This is a genomic window from Frigoribacterium sp. PhB116 (assembly GCF_004364285.1).
GTDB lineage: Bacteria > Actinomycetota > Actinomycetes > Actinomycetales > Microbacteriaceae > Frigoribacterium.
Map to the genome: position 1 here is coordinate 145,341 of NZ_SOBE01000001.1, position 17,457 is coordinate 162,797.

Annotated in this window: 18 protein-coding genes; 8 read left to right on the plus strand and 10 right to left on the minus strand. The window is 74.1% G+C overall.

Going from position 1 to position 17,457, the window contains the following annotated elements:
* Positions 1 to 74 precede the first annotated feature (74 nt).
* Complete coding sequence (locus EDF20_RS00590; protein ID WP_133737407.1) at positions 75 to 569, plus strand: DUF427 domain-containing protein; 495 nt, start codon at positions 75 to 77, stop codon at positions 567 to 569.
* A gap of 91 nt (positions 570 to 660) precedes the next feature.
* Here EDF20_RS00590 and EDF20_RS00595 read toward each other — a convergent pair whose 3' ends face one another.
* The 5 genes from EDF20_RS00595 to EDF20_RS00615 all read right to left on the minus strand — a co-directional run bounded on the left by EDF20_RS00595 (position 661) and on the right by EDF20_RS00615 (position 5,497).
* Positions 661 to 1,257 carry a hypothetical protein gene (locus EDF20_RS00595; protein ID WP_123545474.1) on the minus strand — a complete coding sequence of 199 codons (597 nt, stop codon included), beginning with the start codon at positions 1,255 to 1,257 and terminating at the stop codon, positions 661 to 663.
* Between the two features lie 102 nt (positions 1,258 to 1,359).
* Positions 1,360 to 2,802, minus strand: a complete 1,443-nt coding sequence (locus EDF20_RS00600) for an APC family permease (RefSeq protein WP_243833394.1) — start codon at positions 2,800 to 2,802, stop codon at positions 1,360 to 1,362.
* Positions 2,803 to 3,108: 306 nt separating this feature from the next.
* Complete coding sequence (locus EDF20_RS00605; RefSeq protein WP_133737409.1) at positions 3,109 to 3,615, minus strand: hypothetical protein; 507 nt, start codon at positions 3,613 to 3,615, stop codon at positions 3,109 to 3,111.
* A 72-nt stretch (positions 3,616 to 3,687) separates the two neighbouring features.
* Complete coding sequence (locus tag EDF20_RS00610) at positions 3,688 to 4,167, minus strand: heme-degrading domain-containing protein (protein ID WP_133737410.1); 480 nt, start codon at positions 4,165 to 4,167, stop codon at positions 3,688 to 3,690.
* Positions 4,168 to 4,276: 109 nt separating this feature from the next.
* On the minus strand, positions 4,277 to 5,497 hold the full coding sequence (locus EDF20_RS00615) for a glycosyltransferase (RefSeq protein WP_243833321.1): 1,221 nt from the start codon (positions 5,495 to 5,497) through the stop codon (positions 4,277 to 4,279).
* A 63-nt stretch (positions 5,498 to 5,560) separates the two neighbouring features.
* On the opposite strand from EDF20_RS00615, the gene ligD reads away from it, so the two are divergent.
* Positions 5,561 to 6,571 (plus strand): non-homologous end-joining DNA ligase, encoded by a 1,011-nt coding sequence (gene ligD / locus EDF20_RS00620; RefSeq protein ID WP_133737411.1) that lies wholly within the window; start codon positions 5,561 to 5,563, stop codon positions 6,569 to 6,571.
* Between the two features lie 99 nt (positions 6,572 to 6,670).
* Here the strand turns inward: ligD and EDF20_RS00625 are convergent, their stop codons facing one another.
* From EDF20_RS00625 to EDF20_RS00635, 3 genes are all read right to left on the minus strand, one after another.
* Positions 6,671 to 7,768 carry an ATP-dependent DNA ligase gene (locus EDF20_RS00625; protein WP_255416164.1) on the minus strand — a complete coding sequence of 366 codons (1,098 nt, stop codon included), beginning with the start codon at positions 7,766 to 7,768 and terminating at the stop codon, positions 6,671 to 6,673.
* Positions 7,769 to 7,924: 156 nt separating this feature from the next.
* Entirely contained in the window at positions 7,925 to 8,995 is a 1,071-nt protein-coding gene (locus EDF20_RS00630) for an MBL fold metallo-hydrolase (protein WP_133737412.1), read from the minus strand.
* A gap of 33 nt (positions 8,996 to 9,028) precedes the next feature.
* Positions 9,029 to 10,057 carry an NADPH:quinone reductase gene (locus tag EDF20_RS00635; RefSeq protein ID WP_133737413.1) on the minus strand — a complete coding sequence of 343 codons (1,029 nt, stop codon included), beginning with the start codon at positions 10,055 to 10,057 and terminating at the stop codon, positions 9,029 to 9,031.
* A 66-nt stretch (positions 10,058 to 10,123) separates the two neighbouring features.
* On the opposite strand from EDF20_RS00635, the gene EDF20_RS00640 reads away from it, so the two are divergent.
* From EDF20_RS00640 to EDF20_RS00660, 5 genes are all read left to right on the plus strand, one after another.
* Positions 10,124 to 11,563, plus strand: a complete 1,440-nt coding sequence (locus EDF20_RS00640; RefSeq protein WP_133737414.1) for an ATP-binding protein — start codon at positions 10,124 to 10,126, stop codon at positions 11,561 to 11,563.
* Positions 11,560 to 12,225 carry a response regulator transcription factor gene (locus tag EDF20_RS00645; protein WP_133737415.1) on the plus strand — a complete coding sequence of 222 codons (666 nt, stop codon included), beginning with the start codon at positions 11,560 to 11,562 and terminating at the stop codon, positions 12,223 to 12,225. Before EDF20_RS00640 ends, EDF20_RS00645 begins: the two co-directional genes overlap by 4 nt.
* A gap of 91 nt (positions 12,226 to 12,316) precedes the next feature.
* Positions 12,317 to 13,189 (plus strand): hypothetical protein, encoded by an 873-nt coding sequence (locus EDF20_RS00650; RefSeq protein WP_133737416.1) that lies wholly within the window; start codon positions 12,317 to 12,319, stop codon positions 13,187 to 13,189.
* A gap of 122 nt (positions 13,190 to 13,311) precedes the next feature.
* Positions 13,312 to 13,956: an SRPBCC family protein gene (locus EDF20_RS00655; protein WP_133737417.1), complete on the plus strand. Its 645-nt coding sequence runs from the start codon at positions 13,312 to 13,314 to the stop codon at positions 13,954 to 13,956.
* 115 nt (positions 13,957 to 14,071) lie between these two features.
* Positions 14,072 to 14,707 carry a DUF4166 domain-containing protein gene (locus tag EDF20_RS00660; protein ID WP_133737418.1) on the plus strand — a complete coding sequence of 212 codons (636 nt, stop codon included), beginning with the start codon at positions 14,072 to 14,074 and terminating at the stop codon, positions 14,705 to 14,707.
* Positions 14,708 to 14,747: 40 nt separating this feature from the next.
* Here the strand turns inward: EDF20_RS00660 and EDF20_RS00665 are convergent, their stop codons facing one another.
* Positions 14,748 to 15,722, minus strand: a complete 975-nt coding sequence (locus EDF20_RS00665) for an acetylxylan esterase (RefSeq protein ID WP_133737419.1) — start codon at positions 15,720 to 15,722, stop codon at positions 14,748 to 14,750.
* Between the two features lie 55 nt (positions 15,723 to 15,777).
* The gene (locus tag EDF20_RS00670) at positions 15,778 to 16,830 is read right to left on the minus strand and encodes an LLM class flavin-dependent oxidoreductase (protein WP_133737420.1); all 1,053 of its coding nucleotides are present in this window, start codon (positions 16,828 to 16,830) and stop codon (positions 15,778 to 15,780) included.
* Positions 16,831 to 17,055: 225 nt separating this feature from the next.
* Here EDF20_RS00670 and EDF20_RS00675 point away from each other — a divergent pair, with 225 nt between their 5' ends.
* Complete coding sequence (locus EDF20_RS00675; RefSeq protein WP_123545499.1) at positions 17,056 to 17,457, plus strand: hypothetical protein; 402 nt, start codon at positions 17,056 to 17,058, stop codon at positions 17,455 to 17,457.

Genomic DNA, 17,457 nt, shown 5'->3' on the forward strand with positions numbered 1-17,457 from the left:
CCCTCGGCCGATCGGCAGAGCGCCGGAGGCGGCGGCACGGCCGGTCGCCCAGCCGCCGGGAGCAGGATGGCGCCATGAGAGCGAAGCGCATCGAGCCCGGGCCCGGCCAGGAATCCGTCTGGGACTACCCGAGGCCGCCCCGCGTCGAGGCGCGCCGCGAGCGCGTTGTCGTCCGGCTCGGCGGAGAGGTCGTCGCCGACACCACGAACGCCTACCGCGTGCTCGAGACGAGCCACCCGCCGGTCTGGTACCTGCCCCGCGAGGCGTTCGTCGACGGCGCCCTGTCGGCGGGCCAGGGCCGCAGCATGTGCGAGTTCAAGGGGACGGCCCGCTACCTGGACGTCTGGGGCGGCGGGACCACCGCCTCCTCGGCCGGCTGGACCTACCCGAGCCCCTGGCCCGGCTACGAGATGCTCGCCGACCACGTCGCGCTGTACCCGAGCCGGTTCGACTCGTGCGAGGTCGACGGCGAGGTCGTCGAGGCACAGGACGGCGACTTCTACGGCGGCTGGATCACGTCGCGCGTCGTCGGTCCGTTCAAGGGAGCCCCCGGCACCCTCGGCTGGTGAGGTCCAGGTGCGGCGGGTCGCCGTCGTCCCCGGCCGGTCCGCGCTGACCCGCCGGGGACGACATCGACCCGCCGACTTCGAGTTCGTCGACCTACGGCGCGGGGCTGGCCGTCAGGGCCGCCACGACCGTCTCGGCGTCGTCGAACCACTTCGTGTAGTGGTCGGGGTCGGCGTTCACCTGCACCGCGTGCGCGGCCTGGGTCGGCGTCAGCTCCTTCCAGCCGGGCATCCGCACCAGCTTCGTGAAGAAGCTCGTCGCGGCCGTGTACGGGTCCATGCGCTGCTCGTAGGTGCCCCACTGGCCGTTGTCGCGCTGCTGGAAGAGCCCGCGGCTGTCGGGCCCGACCTCGTCGCCGTGGTCGATGTTGCGGAGGCTCGACTCGCCCATCGCGGTCATCACCCCGATCGCCTGGGTGTGGGTGCCGATGCCCTGGGCCTTCGCCGCCTCCATGATCCAGGCGGCGTTGACCAGCCGGTCCTGGCAGTAGCCCGCGATCGGCCCGGCGGGCACGCTGATAGTGCCGACCACGACGGGCTCGACGTCGGGGCAGGTGACGCCCACGGCGGCCGGCTCGGACGGCTCGTCCGGCGTGCCGGCCAGCGACGCCACGACCATCACGAGCGCCACGACGAGGGCGACGACCCCGCCGCAGAACACGACGGAGGCGGCGATCACGAGACGGCGCACGGCGGGCTCCCGGGGCGGTGACGAGGGCGGACGGGGTGGACCCGACCGAATATAGGGCCCTGTCCTGGGCGATCCCGACAGGCACCCTGCGCGTCACCTCGGTCAGCGGGCGGGCGGCACCGCCTCGGGGTCACCCGCGTCGCCGGTCGACGCGACCCGCGCCTCCTCGGCTCGGGCGCGGCCGCCGGCTCCCCGGTCGACGCCTCCTCCGCCGTCGCGTCCGCGACGCGAGATCATCGTGACGCCACAGAGCACGACCCCGATCGCCAGCAGGATGCCGGCGATCTGGTACTGCTCGACTCCGCGGCCCGACGAGAACGGCAGCACCAGCCAGAGGCAGGCCACGACGCCGACGACGGGCAGCACGCGCCCGGCCCTGAAGTGGTGCCTGCCGACGTCGTCCCGACGCAGCACGAGCACCGTCACGTTGACGATCGCGAAGACGACGAGCAGCAGCAGCGACGTCGTGCCGCCGAGCACGGCGACGACGGGCGACTCCGGGCTGAGCGACACGTAGCCGATCAGCAGCAGCGAGAGTGCGGTGGTGAAGACGATCGACGCCCAGGGCGTCTGGCGGGTGCGGTGCACCCTCGACAGGAACCCGGGCAGCACGCCCTGCTTGCTCATGCCGTAGAGCAGGCGGCTCGCCATCATCATGTTGATCAGCGCGCTGTTGGCGACGGCGAACATCGAGATGAACGGCAGCGGCTGCCCGATCGGGAACCCGGGGGCGGCCGTGTTCACGACCGTGACGAGCGGCGTCTCGTTGTCGGCGAGCTCGCCGATCGGCACGACGGCGACGGCGCAGATCGAGACGAGCACGTAGACGACGGCGGTGATGCCGAGGCCGGTGAGCATCGTGCGCGGGAAGATCCGGCTCGGGTCCTTGGTCTCCTCGGCCATGTTGACGCTGTCCTCGAAGCCGACCATCGCGAAGAAGGCGAGCGAGGTCGCCGTGCTCACGCTCAGCAGCAACGACTTGTCGCCGGGGGTCTCGAAGATCGTGACGCGCGACAGGTCGGCGTTCCCGCCCGCGATGGCCCAGAAGCCGATCATGATGACCATCACGAGGCCGGACAGCTCGACCAGGGTCAGCACGACGTTCGCCTTGACGCTCTCGCTGACGCCGCGGAAGTTCACGAGCATCACCAGCAGCATGAAGCCCATCGCGATGCCCATCACGGCGATGTCCGGCAGCTCGAGCCCGACGCCGACCGCGAGGTTCGCGGCGAACGCCCGGGAGGCGGTGGAAGCGCTGGTGATCCCCGAGCACATCACCACGAAGCAGACGAGGAACGTCACGAAGTGCACCCCGAACGCCTTGTGCACGTAGAGGGCCGCGCCGGCGGTCTGCGGGTACTTCGTCACCAGCTCGAGGTACGAGAAGGCCGTCACGAGCGCGACCCCGAAGGCGATGAGGAACGGCAGCCAGGCGGCCCCGCCGACCTCGGCGGCGACCTGGCCGGTCAGCGCGTAGACGCCCGTGCCGAGGATGTCGCCGACGATGAAGAGCAGCAGCAGCTTCGGCCCGATGACCCGCTTCAGCTCGGTCCTCTCCTCCCCGTCAGGGGCTGCCCCGGAGGCGGAGGCGGCGGTCGGCTGGTCGGGAGGGGTGGTGGTCGTCGACACGAGGGCCTCCTGGGGCGCATCGGTGCTGCACGGGTCCGGTTGACGGCCCATCCTGCTCCGCCCCGCGGCCCGGGTCACGTGCTGCGACCGACTTTGCAGAGCGTGCACCGTTCGCCCGCGCGCTCGCGGAGTCCGATCGACCATGTGACGCGCCGGGGGCATCGACGGGTGCAGGACACCCTCGACGCGTCACTTCCCTGAGGGGACCTCCGAGGAGGCGGCCTAGACGAACTCGGACCGGTCGGCCAGGTAGGCCCGCAGCTCGCGCACCTCGTCGGGGCCGCGGCCCCAGCGCACGTGCACGACCCCGTCGCGGAGCAGGAGCGGGTCGGACGCCCCGCTCCGCAGCGACTCGGCGTCGAGCGGCAGCCGGACGTGCTCGAAGTTGACGACCTCGCCCTCGGTGAATCTCTTGGAGGCGGCCCGGCGGGCGTCGCGGCGCTCCTCGACCGAGGCCGAGAGGCCCTGCTCCTTCTTCGGCTCGGTGGCGCGGGTGATCCGACCGGTGGCCCAGACCTCGCCGTCGCGGCCGAGCAGCAGGACCCCGAGCCGCCAGGCCCGCCCGGCGGGCTGCATCGACGCCGAGGTGTGCACGAGCAGCAGCTTCCGCGAGGCCTTCACGGCGGCCAGCGCCTCGTCGCGGGCGTGCCGGGCGTCGAGCTCGGCGGCGGTCTCGCGGAGGAGGCGCGCGAGGGAGTCGGCAGCCGTGACGGCCTCGTCGTCGGTCACCGCGCCTCCTCGGGGGTGTGTCGGGTGCTGCTGTGTCGGGGGGTGCTGTGGGTCGCTGGCTGGCCCGGCGGGTCAGCTGTCGTAGCCGTGGTCGAGGAAGTCCTCGACGAGCTCGACCACGAGCGCGTGGTCGTCGGCCTGGGGCAGGCCCGAGACGCCGACGGAGCCGACCATCCCGACCCCGCGGACGATCACGGGGAACACCCCTCCGTGCGCCGCGTAGAGCGCGGTGTCGAGCCGTGACTTCTCGTCGAAGGTCGAGCCGTCCACGCGGAACTGCTCGCCGACCCGCCAGGAGCTCTTCCCGTAGCGCTCGACGACGCGGGCCTTGCGGTCGAGCCACTCGTCGTTGTCGAGGGAGGTGCCGGGCAGCGCCGCGTGGAACACCCGCTGACGGCCCTTGAGGACCGCGATCGTGACGGGCAGGCCGCGACGGCGAGCACCGGCGAGCACGTGGGCGCCGAGGTCGAGTGCCGTGTCCGTGGTGAACCTGCGGAAGGTGAGGCGCTCCTCCTGCTCGGCGAGGGTGCGCAGCAGCGTGTCGTCGGTCATGGTGCCTCCGGTGTGTCAGGTCGAGCGGGCGTCGTCGCCCCGGCCGAGCCTAGACGCGGGCGCTGGGGACGAGATCGGCGCGGCCGCCGGCCCGTCTCGTTCCCGAGGGTCAGCGACGCCCGCCCGCGGCGGCGAGCGCGCGGCAGGGGTCGCTGCCGACGAGCCGGCAGTACACGTCGGACAGCTCGGCTGCCGACAGCGACCACGGGTGCTCGAGAGCACGCTCGCGGGAGGCGCGTGCCAGTCGCTCCCACAGCTCGCCGTCCCCGAGCAGCCGGGTCACCGTCTCGCCCCACACGACGGGGTCGCGGGAGTCGAGCACGACGCCGGTCACGCCGTCGACGACCGACTCGCGGAGGCCCCCCGAGGAGGCGGCGACCACGGGGACGCCGCTGGCCGCGGCCTCGAGGGCGATCAGCCCGTACGTCTCGGAGTGCGACGGCACGAGCACGAGGCGGGCCTCGCGGAGCAGGCTCGCGAGGCCGGGGCGGGTCTGCGGGCCGAGGAACCGGACGTCGAGCCCCGACTGGTCGGCGAGCGCGGCCAGGTCGCGCTCGTAGCCGGCGAACTCCGTGGAGGCGCCCCCTGCGATCACGAGCTCGGGTCGCAGCTCGGCAGGCACCGCGGCCACGGCCTCGATGGCGAGGTCCGGGCCCTTGAGCGGCTCCAGCCGACCGGCGACGACGACGGTGGGGTGCGAGGCCGTCTCGCCCGCGGCGAGAGGGCGGAACAGCTCGGCGTCCACGCCCGGCAGCACGATCGCGACCCGGGCCGGGTCGCCGCCGAGTCGGCTCGTGACGGTCTCGGCCTCGGCGTGGCTGATGGCCACCACGGCGTCGGACTCCCGGGCGAGCATCGCCTCGCCGGCGAGCCGGCCGGGCGACTCGGCGCGCTCGCCGTGCGAGAGGGGAGTGCTGTCCGCCGCCGCGATCGAGTGGAAGCTCTGCACGTGGGGGATCCCGCGCTGCCGTGCGATCGGCAGCGCGGCGACTCCGCTGAACCAGTGGTGGGAGTGGATCACGTCCCAGGGGCCGAGCTCGGCGAGACGGTCGCGGAACTCGTCGACGAACTCCTCGTGCCGGCCCTTCGGCACGGCCTCGACCGGCCCTGCGGTGAGGAACCGGAGCACGACGCCCGGCGCCAGCTCGACGGCCTCGGGCTCGTCGGGGGAGGACCGTCGCGTCAGGATCTCTACCTCGTGGCCCGCCGCGCCGAGCGCCTCCGCCTGGTTGCGCACGACGACGTTCATGCCCCCGACGTCGCCCGATCCCGGCTCGGCCCCCGGCGAGGTGTGGAGCGAGACGAGCGCGATGCGGAGGGGTGAGGTCACTGCCCGAGCGTACTCGCCGTGGCCCGCACGGCCCGCCCGCCGCCCCCGGGCATACGGTGAGGCATGGCGAGCGAGGCGACGATGCTGCAGGTGGGCGACCGCGAGGTCCGGATTTCGAGCCCGGGGCGGGTGCTCTGGCCCGACCTGGGGATCACGAAGCTCGACCTCGCCCGGTACCTCGCGACCGTGGGCGACGCGTTCGTCCGGGCGAACGGCGGCCGACCCGTGTCGCTGCAGCGGTTCCCCGCCGGGGTCGACGGAGACGACTACTTCTCGAAGAACCCGCCGAAGGGAGCCCCCGAGTTCGTCCGCAGCGTCGAGGTGACCTACCCCAGCGGCCGCTCGCACCCCCAGCTCGTGATCGACGAGCCCGCCGCCGCGGTCTGGGCCGCGCAGATGAACACGGTGGTGTTCCACCCCTGGGCGTCCCGGGCCGACGCCAGCGACCTGCCCGACCAGCTCCGCATCGACCTCGACCCCCAGCCGGGCACCGACGTCGACGACGCGGTGCCGGTCGCGCACGAGCTCCGCCGGGTGCTCGCCGACGCGGGCCTCGCCGCGTTCGTCAAGACGAGCGGCAACCGCGGCCTGCACGTCTTCGCCACGATCGAGCCGACCCGCGAGTTCCTCGACGTGCGGCACGCCGTCATCGCGGCCGCGCGCGAGCTCGAACGACGCCTCCCCGAGACGGTCACCACGAACTGGTGGAAGGAGGAGCGCGGGCAGCGGATCTTCGTCGACTACAACCAGGCGAACCGCGACCGCACCATGGCGGGCGCCTGGTCTCCCCGGGCGCTGGCCGCCGCCTCCGTGTCCACGCCCCTCGACTGGAGCGAGCTCGACGGCGTCGACCCGTCGGCGTTCACCGTCCTCACCGTGCCGGACCGCCTCGCCGCGACCGGCGACCCGTGGGAGCGGATGCACGACGAGCCCGGCACCGTGGACGAGCTGCTCTCGTGGTGGGAGCGCGACGTCGAGGCGGGACTCGGCGAGCTGCCGTTCCCGCCCGACTTCCCGAAGATGCCGGGGGAGCCGCCCCGCGTGCAGCCCAGCAGGGCCAGGAAGCAGCCGTAGGAGGCGCCGCGAGGCTGGCACCTCGAGGGCGGGTCGTCGTCGTCGAGGGCGGGTCCGCTGCGACCCGCCCTCGACGCAGGCGACCCGCCCTCGGCGTGGTCAGGGCCGGACGAGCACCTCGCCGAGGTCGTACGCCGCCGGCACCTCGAGCTGGTCGAAGCCGCACGACGCGGCCTCGCGGTCGTCGCGCCAGCGCTCGACCTGCACCGTGTGCCGGAACCTCGCGCCCTCCATCTGGTCGTAGCGCACCTCCACGACGCGCTCGGGTCTCAGCGGCACGTACGAGACGTCCTTCCCCGACGAGAAGCGGCTGCGGTCCGTCTCGGCGTGCGCGACGCCTCCGTCGTCGTCGCGCCGCACCAGGTCGGCGAGCTCGTCGACGAGCTCGAGGCGACGGGCGTCCGAGAACGCGGAGGCGCCTCCCACGTTCCGCAGCTCGCCCGCGGAGTCGTGCAGCCCCAGCAGCAGCGACCCCACGCCCCGACCGCTCTTGTGCACCCGGTAGCCGAGCACCACGCAGTCGGCCGTGCGGTGGTGCTTGACCTTGAGCATCGTCCGCTTCCCGGGCAGGTAGGAGGCGGCGAGCGGCTTGGCCACGACGCCGTCGAGCCCTGCCCCCTCGAACTCGACGAGCCACCGACGGGCGACGTCGGCGTCGGTCGTCGTCCGGCTGAGGTGCAGGGGAGCGGCCGCCCCGTCGAGCAAGCGCTCGAGCGCGGCACGGCGCTCGCCGAAGGGCCGGTCGAGCAGGCTCTCCTCGCCCTCCGCGAGCAGGTCGAAGGCCACGAAGGAGGCGGGGGTCTCGACCGAGAGCTTGGCCACACGCGAGGCCGCCGGGTGGATCCGCTGCGACAGGGCGTCCCAGTCGAGGCGTTCGCCGCCGTGGTCGCCGCGGCGCAGGACGATCTCGCCGTCGAGCACGCAGGGCCCGGGCAGGCGCTCGCCGAGGGCCTCGACGAGCTCGGGGAAGTACCGCGTCAGCGGCTTCGAGCCGCGGCTGCCGATCTCGAGCTGCTCGCCGTCCCAGTAGACGAGGCCGCGGAAGCCGTCCCACTTCGGCTCGTACGACAGGCCGCCCCCGACGCTGTCGGCGTCGGGCACGCTCGTGACCGCCTTAGCGAGCATCGGCGCGACCGGGTCGGCGGCGGTGGGGACGCCTGCAGCGGCGGACGGGCTCGTGTCGGAGGACGGCGTCATCGCTCGAGTCTGCTCGCAGGCGCGAGGCTGCGCACTGCACCGGGTTCCGTACACTGCACCGGGTCTAGACGTGGTGCAGTGTACGGAACCCGGTGCGATGTCGTGCAGGGTGGCACGGCGGCCGGATCGCGCCGCCGCCGGGCCGCGCGGCGGCGGTCAGCTCGCGAGGTCGCCGGCGCGGCCCGCCGCGCGCAGGTGCCACTCGGTCTGCGCCAGGGCCGACGCGAGCGGCAGGCCGCTCATCGACCGGAGCCCGCCGCGCCAGCCCGTCATGGCCTCGGCGACCTGCCAGACCGACGGTGCCGCGCTCGAGCCGCGGCGGGCTGCGTGGCCGTCGGCGCCGTCGGCACCGCCGAGCAGCCCGTCGAGGGCGCCCAGGGCGTCTCGGGTGCGCTCCTCGCGGTGCGCGACGAGCGCCTCCGCCCGCTCCGTGAGCCCGACGAACCGGTACTCGTGGCCGGGGCAGACCTCGAGTGCGTCGGCGCCCGGCCGGTCGAGCTCGACGACGCGAGCAAGCGAGGCGAGCACGTCGTCGAGCGGGTCGGCGGCGGTGCGGCCGCCGAGGCCGATCCCCGGGTTGATCGTCGGCAGCACGTGGTCGCCCGTGAAGATCAGCCGCTGCTCGGGCTCGACCAGGCAGAGGTGCCCCGACGTGTGGCCGGGCGTGTGCACCGCGCGAAGACGACGCCCCGCGACCGGCAGCTCGTCGCCGTCGTCGAGCAGCAGGTCGGGGACGACGTCGACGAGGAGGCGGCCTGAGCCCCACGAGGCGACCAGCGCCTCCTGCGCCTCGGCCGGCACCTGCCAGCGCACGAGGTCCGCGTCGGCCGCGACCGCGTCGTCGGCCCGGCTGGCGAGCGCGCGCTGCTCGGCGGGGTGCATCGCGAGGCGGGCGCCCGTGGCGCGTCGGACGGCGTCGGCCGCCCCGAGGTGGTCGACGTGCAGGTGGGTGGCCACGATCAGGTCGACGTCGTCCAGCCGGTGGTCGATCTCGTGCAGGGCGGCGTCGAGCCGGTCGACGGCGTCGGGGGAGGGCCAGCCCGGGTCGATCAGCGTCAGCCGCCCGTCGGAGCCCTCGACGAGGTAGCTGTACGAGAAGTCGGCGACGGAGGAGGTGGCCGGCGAGGTCAGCGACCAGACGCCGTGCCGCACCTCCTCGAGCGGAGGGACCGTGCCCGTACGCAGGGCCTCGGCCTGCACGGGGCTGAGCGGAGCAGGGGCAGGCATCCGCCGAGCCTAGCCCGCCCCCTCCGCCCGACCTCAGCCCTGGGCGACGTCGATCAGCACCTTGCCGGTGACCCCGCCCTCGACGGCGTCGTGGGCCGCGGCCGTCTGCTCGAGCGAGTAGCGGTGCAGCGGCAGTCCTGCCTCCTCGCCGACCGGCAGGGCGCCGTCGCGGACGGCCGCGGTGACGTCCTCGGCAGCCGCCTGCAGCGCTTCCTCGCCCACCGTGTAGAGCAGCACGAACTGGTAGCGCGTGTTGGTGCCCATGTTCGCGCGGAGCGGCAGCTCGACCGTGTCGCCGCCGTCGTTGGCGTAGATCGCGACCGAGGCGCGGGTCGAGACGACGGCCGCGACCAGCTCCGCGTTCTGCCGGATCGACACCTCGACGACGATCTGCACGCCGTCGGGCGCGATGCGGCGGATCTCGGCGGCGGCGTCCTGCTCCTTGTAGTTCACGACGTGGTGGGCGCCGGCCGCCCGGGCGAGCGCGGCCTTCTCCTCGCTCGAGATCGTCGTGACGACGGTGGCACCCGCCCAGGCTGCGAGCTGGATCGCGGCGTGGCCGACGGCTCCCGCGCCGCCCGAGACGAGCACGGTCACGCCGTCGAGCGCGCCGGGCGACAGCCGTGACGGCCCGTCCTCGTGCACGGTGAGGGCTCGGTGCGCGGTCATGGCCGGCACGCCGAGGCTCGCGCCCAGGTCGAACGAGGCGCCCTCGGGCAGCGGGACGACGCGCGACCGCGGCAGCACCGTGTACTCCTGGGCGGTGCCGGTCGCGTGCCCGTTCGCCGAGATGAACGACCAGACCCGGTCGCCGACCGCGAGGTCGTCCACGCCCTCGCCGACGGCGTCCACGACGCCCGAGCCGTCCTGGTTCGGCACGATCACGGGGAACGGCACGTCGCCCCCGCTCGTCTCGCCCGTGCGCGACTTCCAGTCGGTCGGGTTCACGCCCGACGCGACGACGCGCACGCGCACCTCGCCGGCCCCCGGCTCGGGCACCTCGCGCTCGACGAGGTGCAGGACGGACGACGGACCGGTCTCGGTGTAGGTGATCGACTTCATGCCCCCAGTCAACGACGCGGGCTCCGTGCGTGTTCCGTCGGGGCCGACATCGGCGAGGATGTGCACATGAGCACACCTCGGGGGGAGGGCGGCAGCGGTGCCGTCCCGCACTGGACGACCGTCGCCCGGCCCGTCGACCGCACGCCCGCCTCCGCCGCGGACCCCCGCCCCTCCGGGGTCGTCGCCTGGGTCGCCGTCGTCTCGGTGCTCGTCATCGTCGCGGTCGCGGTCGCCGCCCTCTTCGCCGCCCGCGGCCTCGCCGAGGCCGAGTCGGTCCGCGACGCCGCGGACCGGGCGGACCGCATCGCCGACGCGATCGTCGAGCCTGCCCTCACCGACGCGCTGGTCGACGGGGACGAGGAGGCGCGTCGCGCCATGGACGACGAGGTCCGCGACCACGTGCTCAGCTCGAGCATCGTCCGCGTCAAGATCTGGGACGACACCGGCCGCGTCGTCTGGTCCGACGAGCCCGCGCTGAACGACCGCCGGTTCACCCTCGACGAGGACGACCTCGAGGCGCTCGCCGGAGGGGCGGCGGGCGTCGAGGCCGAGGTCAGCGACCTCACCGCCCCCGAGAACGAGTACGAGCGCGACCGCGGCAAGCTGCTCGAGGCCTACCGGGCCGTCGAGACGCCGGGCGGGCAGACGCTGCTGTTCGAGGTGTACTTCCGCTACGACGAGGTGCTGCAGCGCAGCGGCCAGCTGTTCGCCGGGTTCGCGGGCATCACGATCGGCAGCATCGTGCTCGTCGTGCTGCTGTTGCTGCCGGTGCTGCGGCAGCTGCTGCGGGCGCTCGACCGGGCCAGGATCCAGCGCGAGGCGTTGCTCGAGCGCGCGCTCGACGCGAGCGCCGCCGAGCGACGCCGCATCGCGGGGGCGCTGCACGACGGCGTGGTGCAGGACCTCGTGGGCGCCTCGCTCGCGGTCTCGGCCGAGTCCGGCTCGGCCCGGGCGCGCGGCGACGTCACCACGGCCGACGGGCTCGACCGGGTGGCCGGCGCGCTGCGCGGCAGCGTCGGGGGCCTGCGCTCGCTGCTCGTCGACATCTACCCGCCGAACCTCGCGAGAGCGGGCATCGGCCCGGCGCTCGACGACCTCGCGGCGGGCGTGCGGTCGCGCGGGGTCGCCGTCGTGCTCGAGGCCGACGCGGCCTCGGCGCTGGACGACGAGGGCCAGCGGCTGGTGTTCCGGGTGGTGCAGGAGTGCCTGGCCAACGTCGTGGCCCACGCCCGCGCCTCCGTCGTGTCGGTCACTGCAGAGCAGCCTGACGAGGGCGGCGTCGTCGTCACGATCGCCGACGACGGCGCGGGGTTCGACCCCGAGCTGCTGACCCGCCCCGAGCCCGACCACTTCGGCCTGCGGGTGCTCGCCGACGTCGCGAGCGCAGGAGGCGCGGGCCTCGACCTGCGGACCGCGCCCGGCCGGGGCTCGCGGTGGCGCCTCACCCTGCCGGCGTCCGCCGTGGCGAGCGCGGCCGCCGCGGGCGTCCCCGGGAGCCGGTCGTGATCCGCGTCCTCGTGGTCGACGACCACCCGCTGGTCCGACAGGGGCTCCGGTCGCTCGTCGACCAGGCCGAGGGGATCGTGGTGGTCGAGGAGGCGGCGGACGGCGAGCGAGGAGTCGCCGCGGCCGCCCTGCACCGGCCGGACGTCGTGCTCATGGACCTCTCCATGCCCGGCATCGGCGGCGTGGAGGCGACCCGCCGCGTCGTGGCGGCCGACCCGAGCGTGCACGTCGTGGTCCTGACGTCCGTGCCCGACGCCTCCTCGGTCCGGGAGGCGCTGGCCGCCGGGGCCGTCGGCTACCTGCTCAAGGACGCCGAGCCCACGAGCGTCGTGGCCGGCGTCCGGGCGGCGGCGGCGGGCGGCGCGCCCCTCGACCCGCGCGCGGCCAGGGCCCTGCTGCCGGACAGGTCGACGCCGGACGGCCCGACGCGCACGCCGGCGACGTCCGCACCGGCCCCCGATCCCGATCCGGCCCCGCTCGTCTCCGGTCGCGAGGCCGAGGTGCTGCGCCTCGTCGCCCGCGGCCTCGCGAACAAGCAGATCGGGACCGAGCTCGGCATCAGCGAGCGCACGGTCAAGGCGCACGTCGGCAGCGTCTTCCGCCGGATCGGCGTCGCCGACCGGACGAGCGCCGCGCTCTGGGCGCGCGACCACGGGTACTAGTACCAAGGTCCGATGGTGTGCCGGGACGCCCGCGGCGAAAGTGGTCGCAGGCCCGGGGGACGGGCCGTCCACCCTCCACGAGGAGCCCGCCATGACCACCACCACATCTCTCGGCCGCACGGCCCGTCAGCTCCGCTCGGCGGTCCTCGTCGCGGCTGTCGTCGCCGGGTCGCTGGCCCTCTCGGCCGGCCCGGCCAGCGCCTCCGGCAAGACCAGCGCGGGCGGCGACTACCGCGTCACGATCGGCAGCACGACCTACGACCCGGCGCCCGGCAAGAGCGTCAAGGTCAGCGGGATCGTCCCCTCCGGCCGCATCGCGGTGCGGGGCGTCAACAACGGCTTCGACATCGACGTCGCGACCCTGGGCGTCTACGACTACACGCTGACCGGCGCGCCGGACACGCAGCGCATGGTCACCAAGCCGACCGTCGTGTTCGCCTCGAAGGTGCCGACCCTCACGGCGGCTCAGCTCGCCGGGGCGACGATCACGAGGCTCGAGGTCAAGGACGACACCCTCGTCGTGCTCTTCAGCTCCGCGGGCGGGACCTTCAAGATCCAGGCGAAGGACGGCGCCCAGGGCGGCATCTTCCAGATGGAGTCCGAGTTCGGCGCACCCGTCGAGTTCACGCACACCCTCGGCGCCGGCCTGTTCTACTTCGCCAACCAGTACACGGGCAAGGTCAATTTCGGCGACGGCGTCGACCCCGTCACCTCGGGTGCCGGAGCGCACCAGATGCTGCTCGGCAAGGACAGCCCCCAGGTCGCGACGAAGACCCTGCAGACCGGCACCGTCACGAAGTGGGTCGTCCAGTCGGGCGGCCGCCTCGGGGGAGTGCTCGGCGAGGACGCGATCGAGCTGAGCGCCGGCGCCACGAACTGCACGAGCCAGTGCCAGGCGCAGAACCAGATCCGCGGCTCGCTGCCGGTGCCGCCGCTGCCGACCGACCCGACGCCGATCGGCTGACCCGGGTCCGTCGCACCTCGGGAGCCGAGCAGCCGCGTGCTGCTCGGCCCTCGTGCGCGTCACTGCGGGCCAGCCCTCCTCGGGGGCTGGTCCGTCGCCGTCGTCCGCGCCAGACTCGGGCCGTGAGCAGACGAGACCGGCCCGCGCGGCCGCCCCGCGGCCGGGCCGGTGCGCCCCTCTGGGTCGAGACGACGATCCGCGCCCCCCTGGAGCGCGTCTGGGAGCTCACGCAGACCCCGGAGGAGCACGTCCGCTGGGACCTCCGCTTCAGCCGCATCGTGCGCGTGGCCGACCTGCCGGGCGGCGGCTGGCGCTTCCGCTACGAGCGGTCGATGCCCGGCCACGTGATCACCGGGACCGGCACCTCGCTCGGCGAGCGAGAGCGACCGGACGGCACCCGCACCTCCGCCCTGCGGTTCGACACCGCCGACCGCCTGTCGCCGCTCCGTGGGGGCCGCGGCTACTGGCGCTACGTCCCGGTCGGCGGCGGCGTGCGGTTCGTCACCGGCTACGACTACGAGCCCGGTCTCGGGCGAGCCGCCGACCGCCTCCTGCGGCCCGTCGTGCTGTGGATGACGGCGTGGTCGTTCTACCGGCTGCGGATCTGGGCCGAGAAGGGCACGCCGCCCGAGGCGTGGCCGCTCGCGTCGGTGCTGGCGTTCTGGCGCGCGGACCGTCCGCGGGCGTCCCGCTGCGGCACGACCGCCCCGCGCCGGGGAGCCCTCGCCGACGCCCCGACGACACTCTCGACCCTGGAGGCACCGTGACCGCCTCGTTCGCCCGCGCCCGCGCCCGCGCCCGCGTCGGACGCCGCTCTCGCGCACCGGCGGGCCGACGACCGGCTCGGTCTTCCGCGCCGCGCTCGGCGACGACTTCGACCGGCTGCACCCGCGCCTCCAGGAGCGCTTCGGGGTCTCCGTCGCGGACGGCCGCGGCTGCGTGGGCACGGGCGTCATGACGGAGGTGCGGCGCGGCCCCTGGTGGACGGTGCCCTTCCTGCAGATCGGCCGCCTGCGGAACATCCTCATCGCCGACGTCGGCCGCGACGTGCCGTTCCGCATCGAGAACTGGCCGTACGTCGACCCGTTCGGACGCGAGACGGTGACTTTCGTGCGCGAATATCGCGCGCCGAGGCGCCGGGCGGTGAGCCGCTTCGACGCGACCATGGTGCTCGACCCGGGGCGCGGCACCGTCGTCGACTACCTCGGCACGCACCAGCACCTCGCGGTCGACCTCGACCTCCGCGTCGAGGACGACGGCTCGCTGCACCTCACCTCGCACGCGCAGCGCTTCTACGAGGGGCGGGCGGCGTTCCGGTTCCCGATGCTCGCCTCGGGCACGGCGTCGCTCCGCGAGCGGTGGGACGACGACGCCGGCGTGTTCCGCATCTCGCTCGAGGTGCACAACCGGCTGTTCGGTTTCCTGTTCGGCTACGAGGGCTGGTTCACCGCCGAGTACCCGCCCGCGTCCGATGCTCCCGACCACGTGAGGCCCCTGCGCCACGAGGAACGCCTCTAGGCCCGGTGCGATCCGCACCCCCGGACGCGGCCCGGTGCAGCTAGAGCCCGAACGCCCCACGCAGCATCGCGAGCGCCTCGAGGTCGTCCTCGACCCCGCCGCCCTCGTGCCCGTTGTACGGCCAGACGGTGATGTCCGCCTCGCCGCCGTACGCGTGGAACGCGCCGAACACCGTCGACGGCGGGCAGGTCGCGTCCATCAGCGCCGTCGAGAAGAGCGCGGGCGCCGTGGCCCGCTTGGCGAAGTTGACCCCGTCGAAGTACGACAGCACCTCGTGCACCTGCTCGGCGCGGTGGCGGTGCACCGCGAGGTAGCGCCCGATCTGCTTGTAGGGGTCGCTGTCGGTGATGACGGAGGCGCGGCGGAAGTCGCAGAGGAACGGCACCCGCGGCACCGCGGCGACCAGCCCCTCGACGAGACCGGCGACGGCCAGCGTGATGCCGCCTCCCTGGCTGGTGCCGAGCACGGCGACGCGGTCGGCATCGACGACGTCGAGCGACCGAGCGGCCTCGACGGCGCGCACCCCGTCCGTGTACACGCGGCGGTAGTAGTAGCTCTCGGCGCTGTCGATCCCGCGGGTCATGACGCCGTCGGCGGCGGGGCCCGAGCCCCCGGAGTCGGCCGTGTCGCCCGTGCTCCAGAGCGAGCCCTGGCCGCGCGTGTCCATCTGCAGGTGCGCGAAGCCGGCGGAGGCCCAGAACAGGTTCTGCTGGGCGTGGCCTCGGCCGCCCCCGTAGCCGACGAACTCGACGACGGTGGGCAAGAGCTCGCCGGAGGCGGCGGCGCCGGCAGGCACCCGCAGCCAGGCGCGCACGCGCTGACCGTCGGCCCCGCGGAACGACACGTCGAGCACGTCGACCGTGGTGAGGCCGGTGTCGACCGTCTCCGCCTGGACGTCGAGGTCGTGCTCGCGTGCCTCGGCGAGGGTCCGACGCCAGAAGTCGTCGAAGTCGTCGGGCTCGGTCTGGGTGCTGCGGTACGCGCGGAGGGCCGCCTCGTCGAGGTCCGTGTTCATGCAGACATGTCTACAGGCCGCGAGGCGGCGACGGCACGAGGAGGCGCGGCTCGCCTCAGGAGGCGCTGGTCGCCCGACCGAACGCCGGCACCCACCCGATCGCCGGGGCGACGTGCTCGGCCACGGTGCGCAGCAGGCGCGCGTTGTAGTCGACGCCGAGCTGGTTCGGCACGGTGAGGTGCACGGTGTCGGCCGCCTGCACGGCCGCGTCGTCGGCCAGCTGGCGGGCGATGACGTCGGGCTCGCCGACGTAGCTCTTGCCGAAGCGCGACTGGACGCCGTCGAGCATGCCGACCTGGTCCTGCGAGTCGGCCTGCGCCCGGACGCCGAAGTACCGGACGTCCTCGTCCGTCGTGATCGGGATGACGCTGCGGCTGACGGCGACGCGCGGCTCGCGGGCGTGCCCGGCTGCAGCCCACGCCGCCCGGAACACTGCGATCTGCTCCGCCTGCAGCTCGTCGAACGGCACGCCGGTGTCCTCGGTGAGCAGGGTGCTGCTCATTAGGTTCATGCCCTGCTCGCCCGTCCAGTGCGCGGTCGCCCGGGTGCCGGAGCCCCACCAGATGCGCTCGCCGAGTCCCGGCGACCGCGGCTCGATCGCGAGCGGGCTCGACCAGCCGGTCATGCGCGGGTCGCTCTGGGCGACCGCGTCGCCGTCGATCGCCCGGCGGAACAGGTCGGTGTGACGGCGGGCCATGTCGGCGTCGGTCTCGCCGTCCTCGGGCACGTGGCCGAACGCCTCCCAGCCGCGCAGCGAGGTCTCGGGTGATCCCCGGCTCACGCCGAGCTGCAGCCGCCCGGCGCTGATCAGGTCGGCGGCCGCGGCCTGCTCGGCCATCGAGAGCGGGTTCTCGTAGCGCATGTCGATGATGCCGGTGCCGAGCTCGATGCGGCTCGTGCGCGCGGCCATGGCGGCCAGCAGCGGGAACGGGCTGGCCAGCTGCTTCGCGAAGTGGTGCACGCGCACGGAGGCGCTGTCGATGCCGATCTCCTCGGCGGCGACCGCCAGCTCGATCGACTGGACCAGCGCCTCCCGGGCGGTGGGCGTCCGGGAGCCGGGCACGTCCTGGTAGTGGCCGAACGAGAGGAACCCGATGCGCTTCGTCATGTTCGATGTCAACGCATGCACCGCCTCCCGCATTCCGGCCGCACTCCAGATCGCCGAGGGCGGGCATTCCGGGTCGAGGGCGGGTCGCCGCGGACCCGCCCTCGACCCGGATCACCCGCCCTCGACCGAACGCAGCCGCAGCCGCAGCCGCAGCCGCAGCCGCAGCAGCCGCTGCCGCAGAGATCGCAGGTGACGGGACGAGGAGGCGCCGCTAGCGTGGGTCCCGTGGAGAACCGCTTCCGTATCGACGGCGACGACCTCGGGATCGACCTGCGCGCCTCCTCGGTGACCATGGGCTCGGACGGGGTGGTCGACGCGACCATCGTCGCGGCCCGGGTGCCCGAGGTGGCCGACTGGTCGGACGACGCCCCGCGGCTCGAGTTCCGCGACGTGCCCCTCAAGTTCGACGGAGCCAGCTTCGGCGTCACGGTCGACGACGACCTTCTCGACGAGCACGACATCTCGTTCTGGCTCGGCGAGTCGCTCGACGTGCACGGCCAGCTCAGCCTCGCGGCGGGGGAACGGCTGCGCTTCGTGGGCACCACCCACGTGGCGGGGGAGCCCAAGGCGTGGCGGGTGGACGTGTCGATCCGGTTCGGCTCGCCCGGTCGCAGCGCGGCCGTCTGA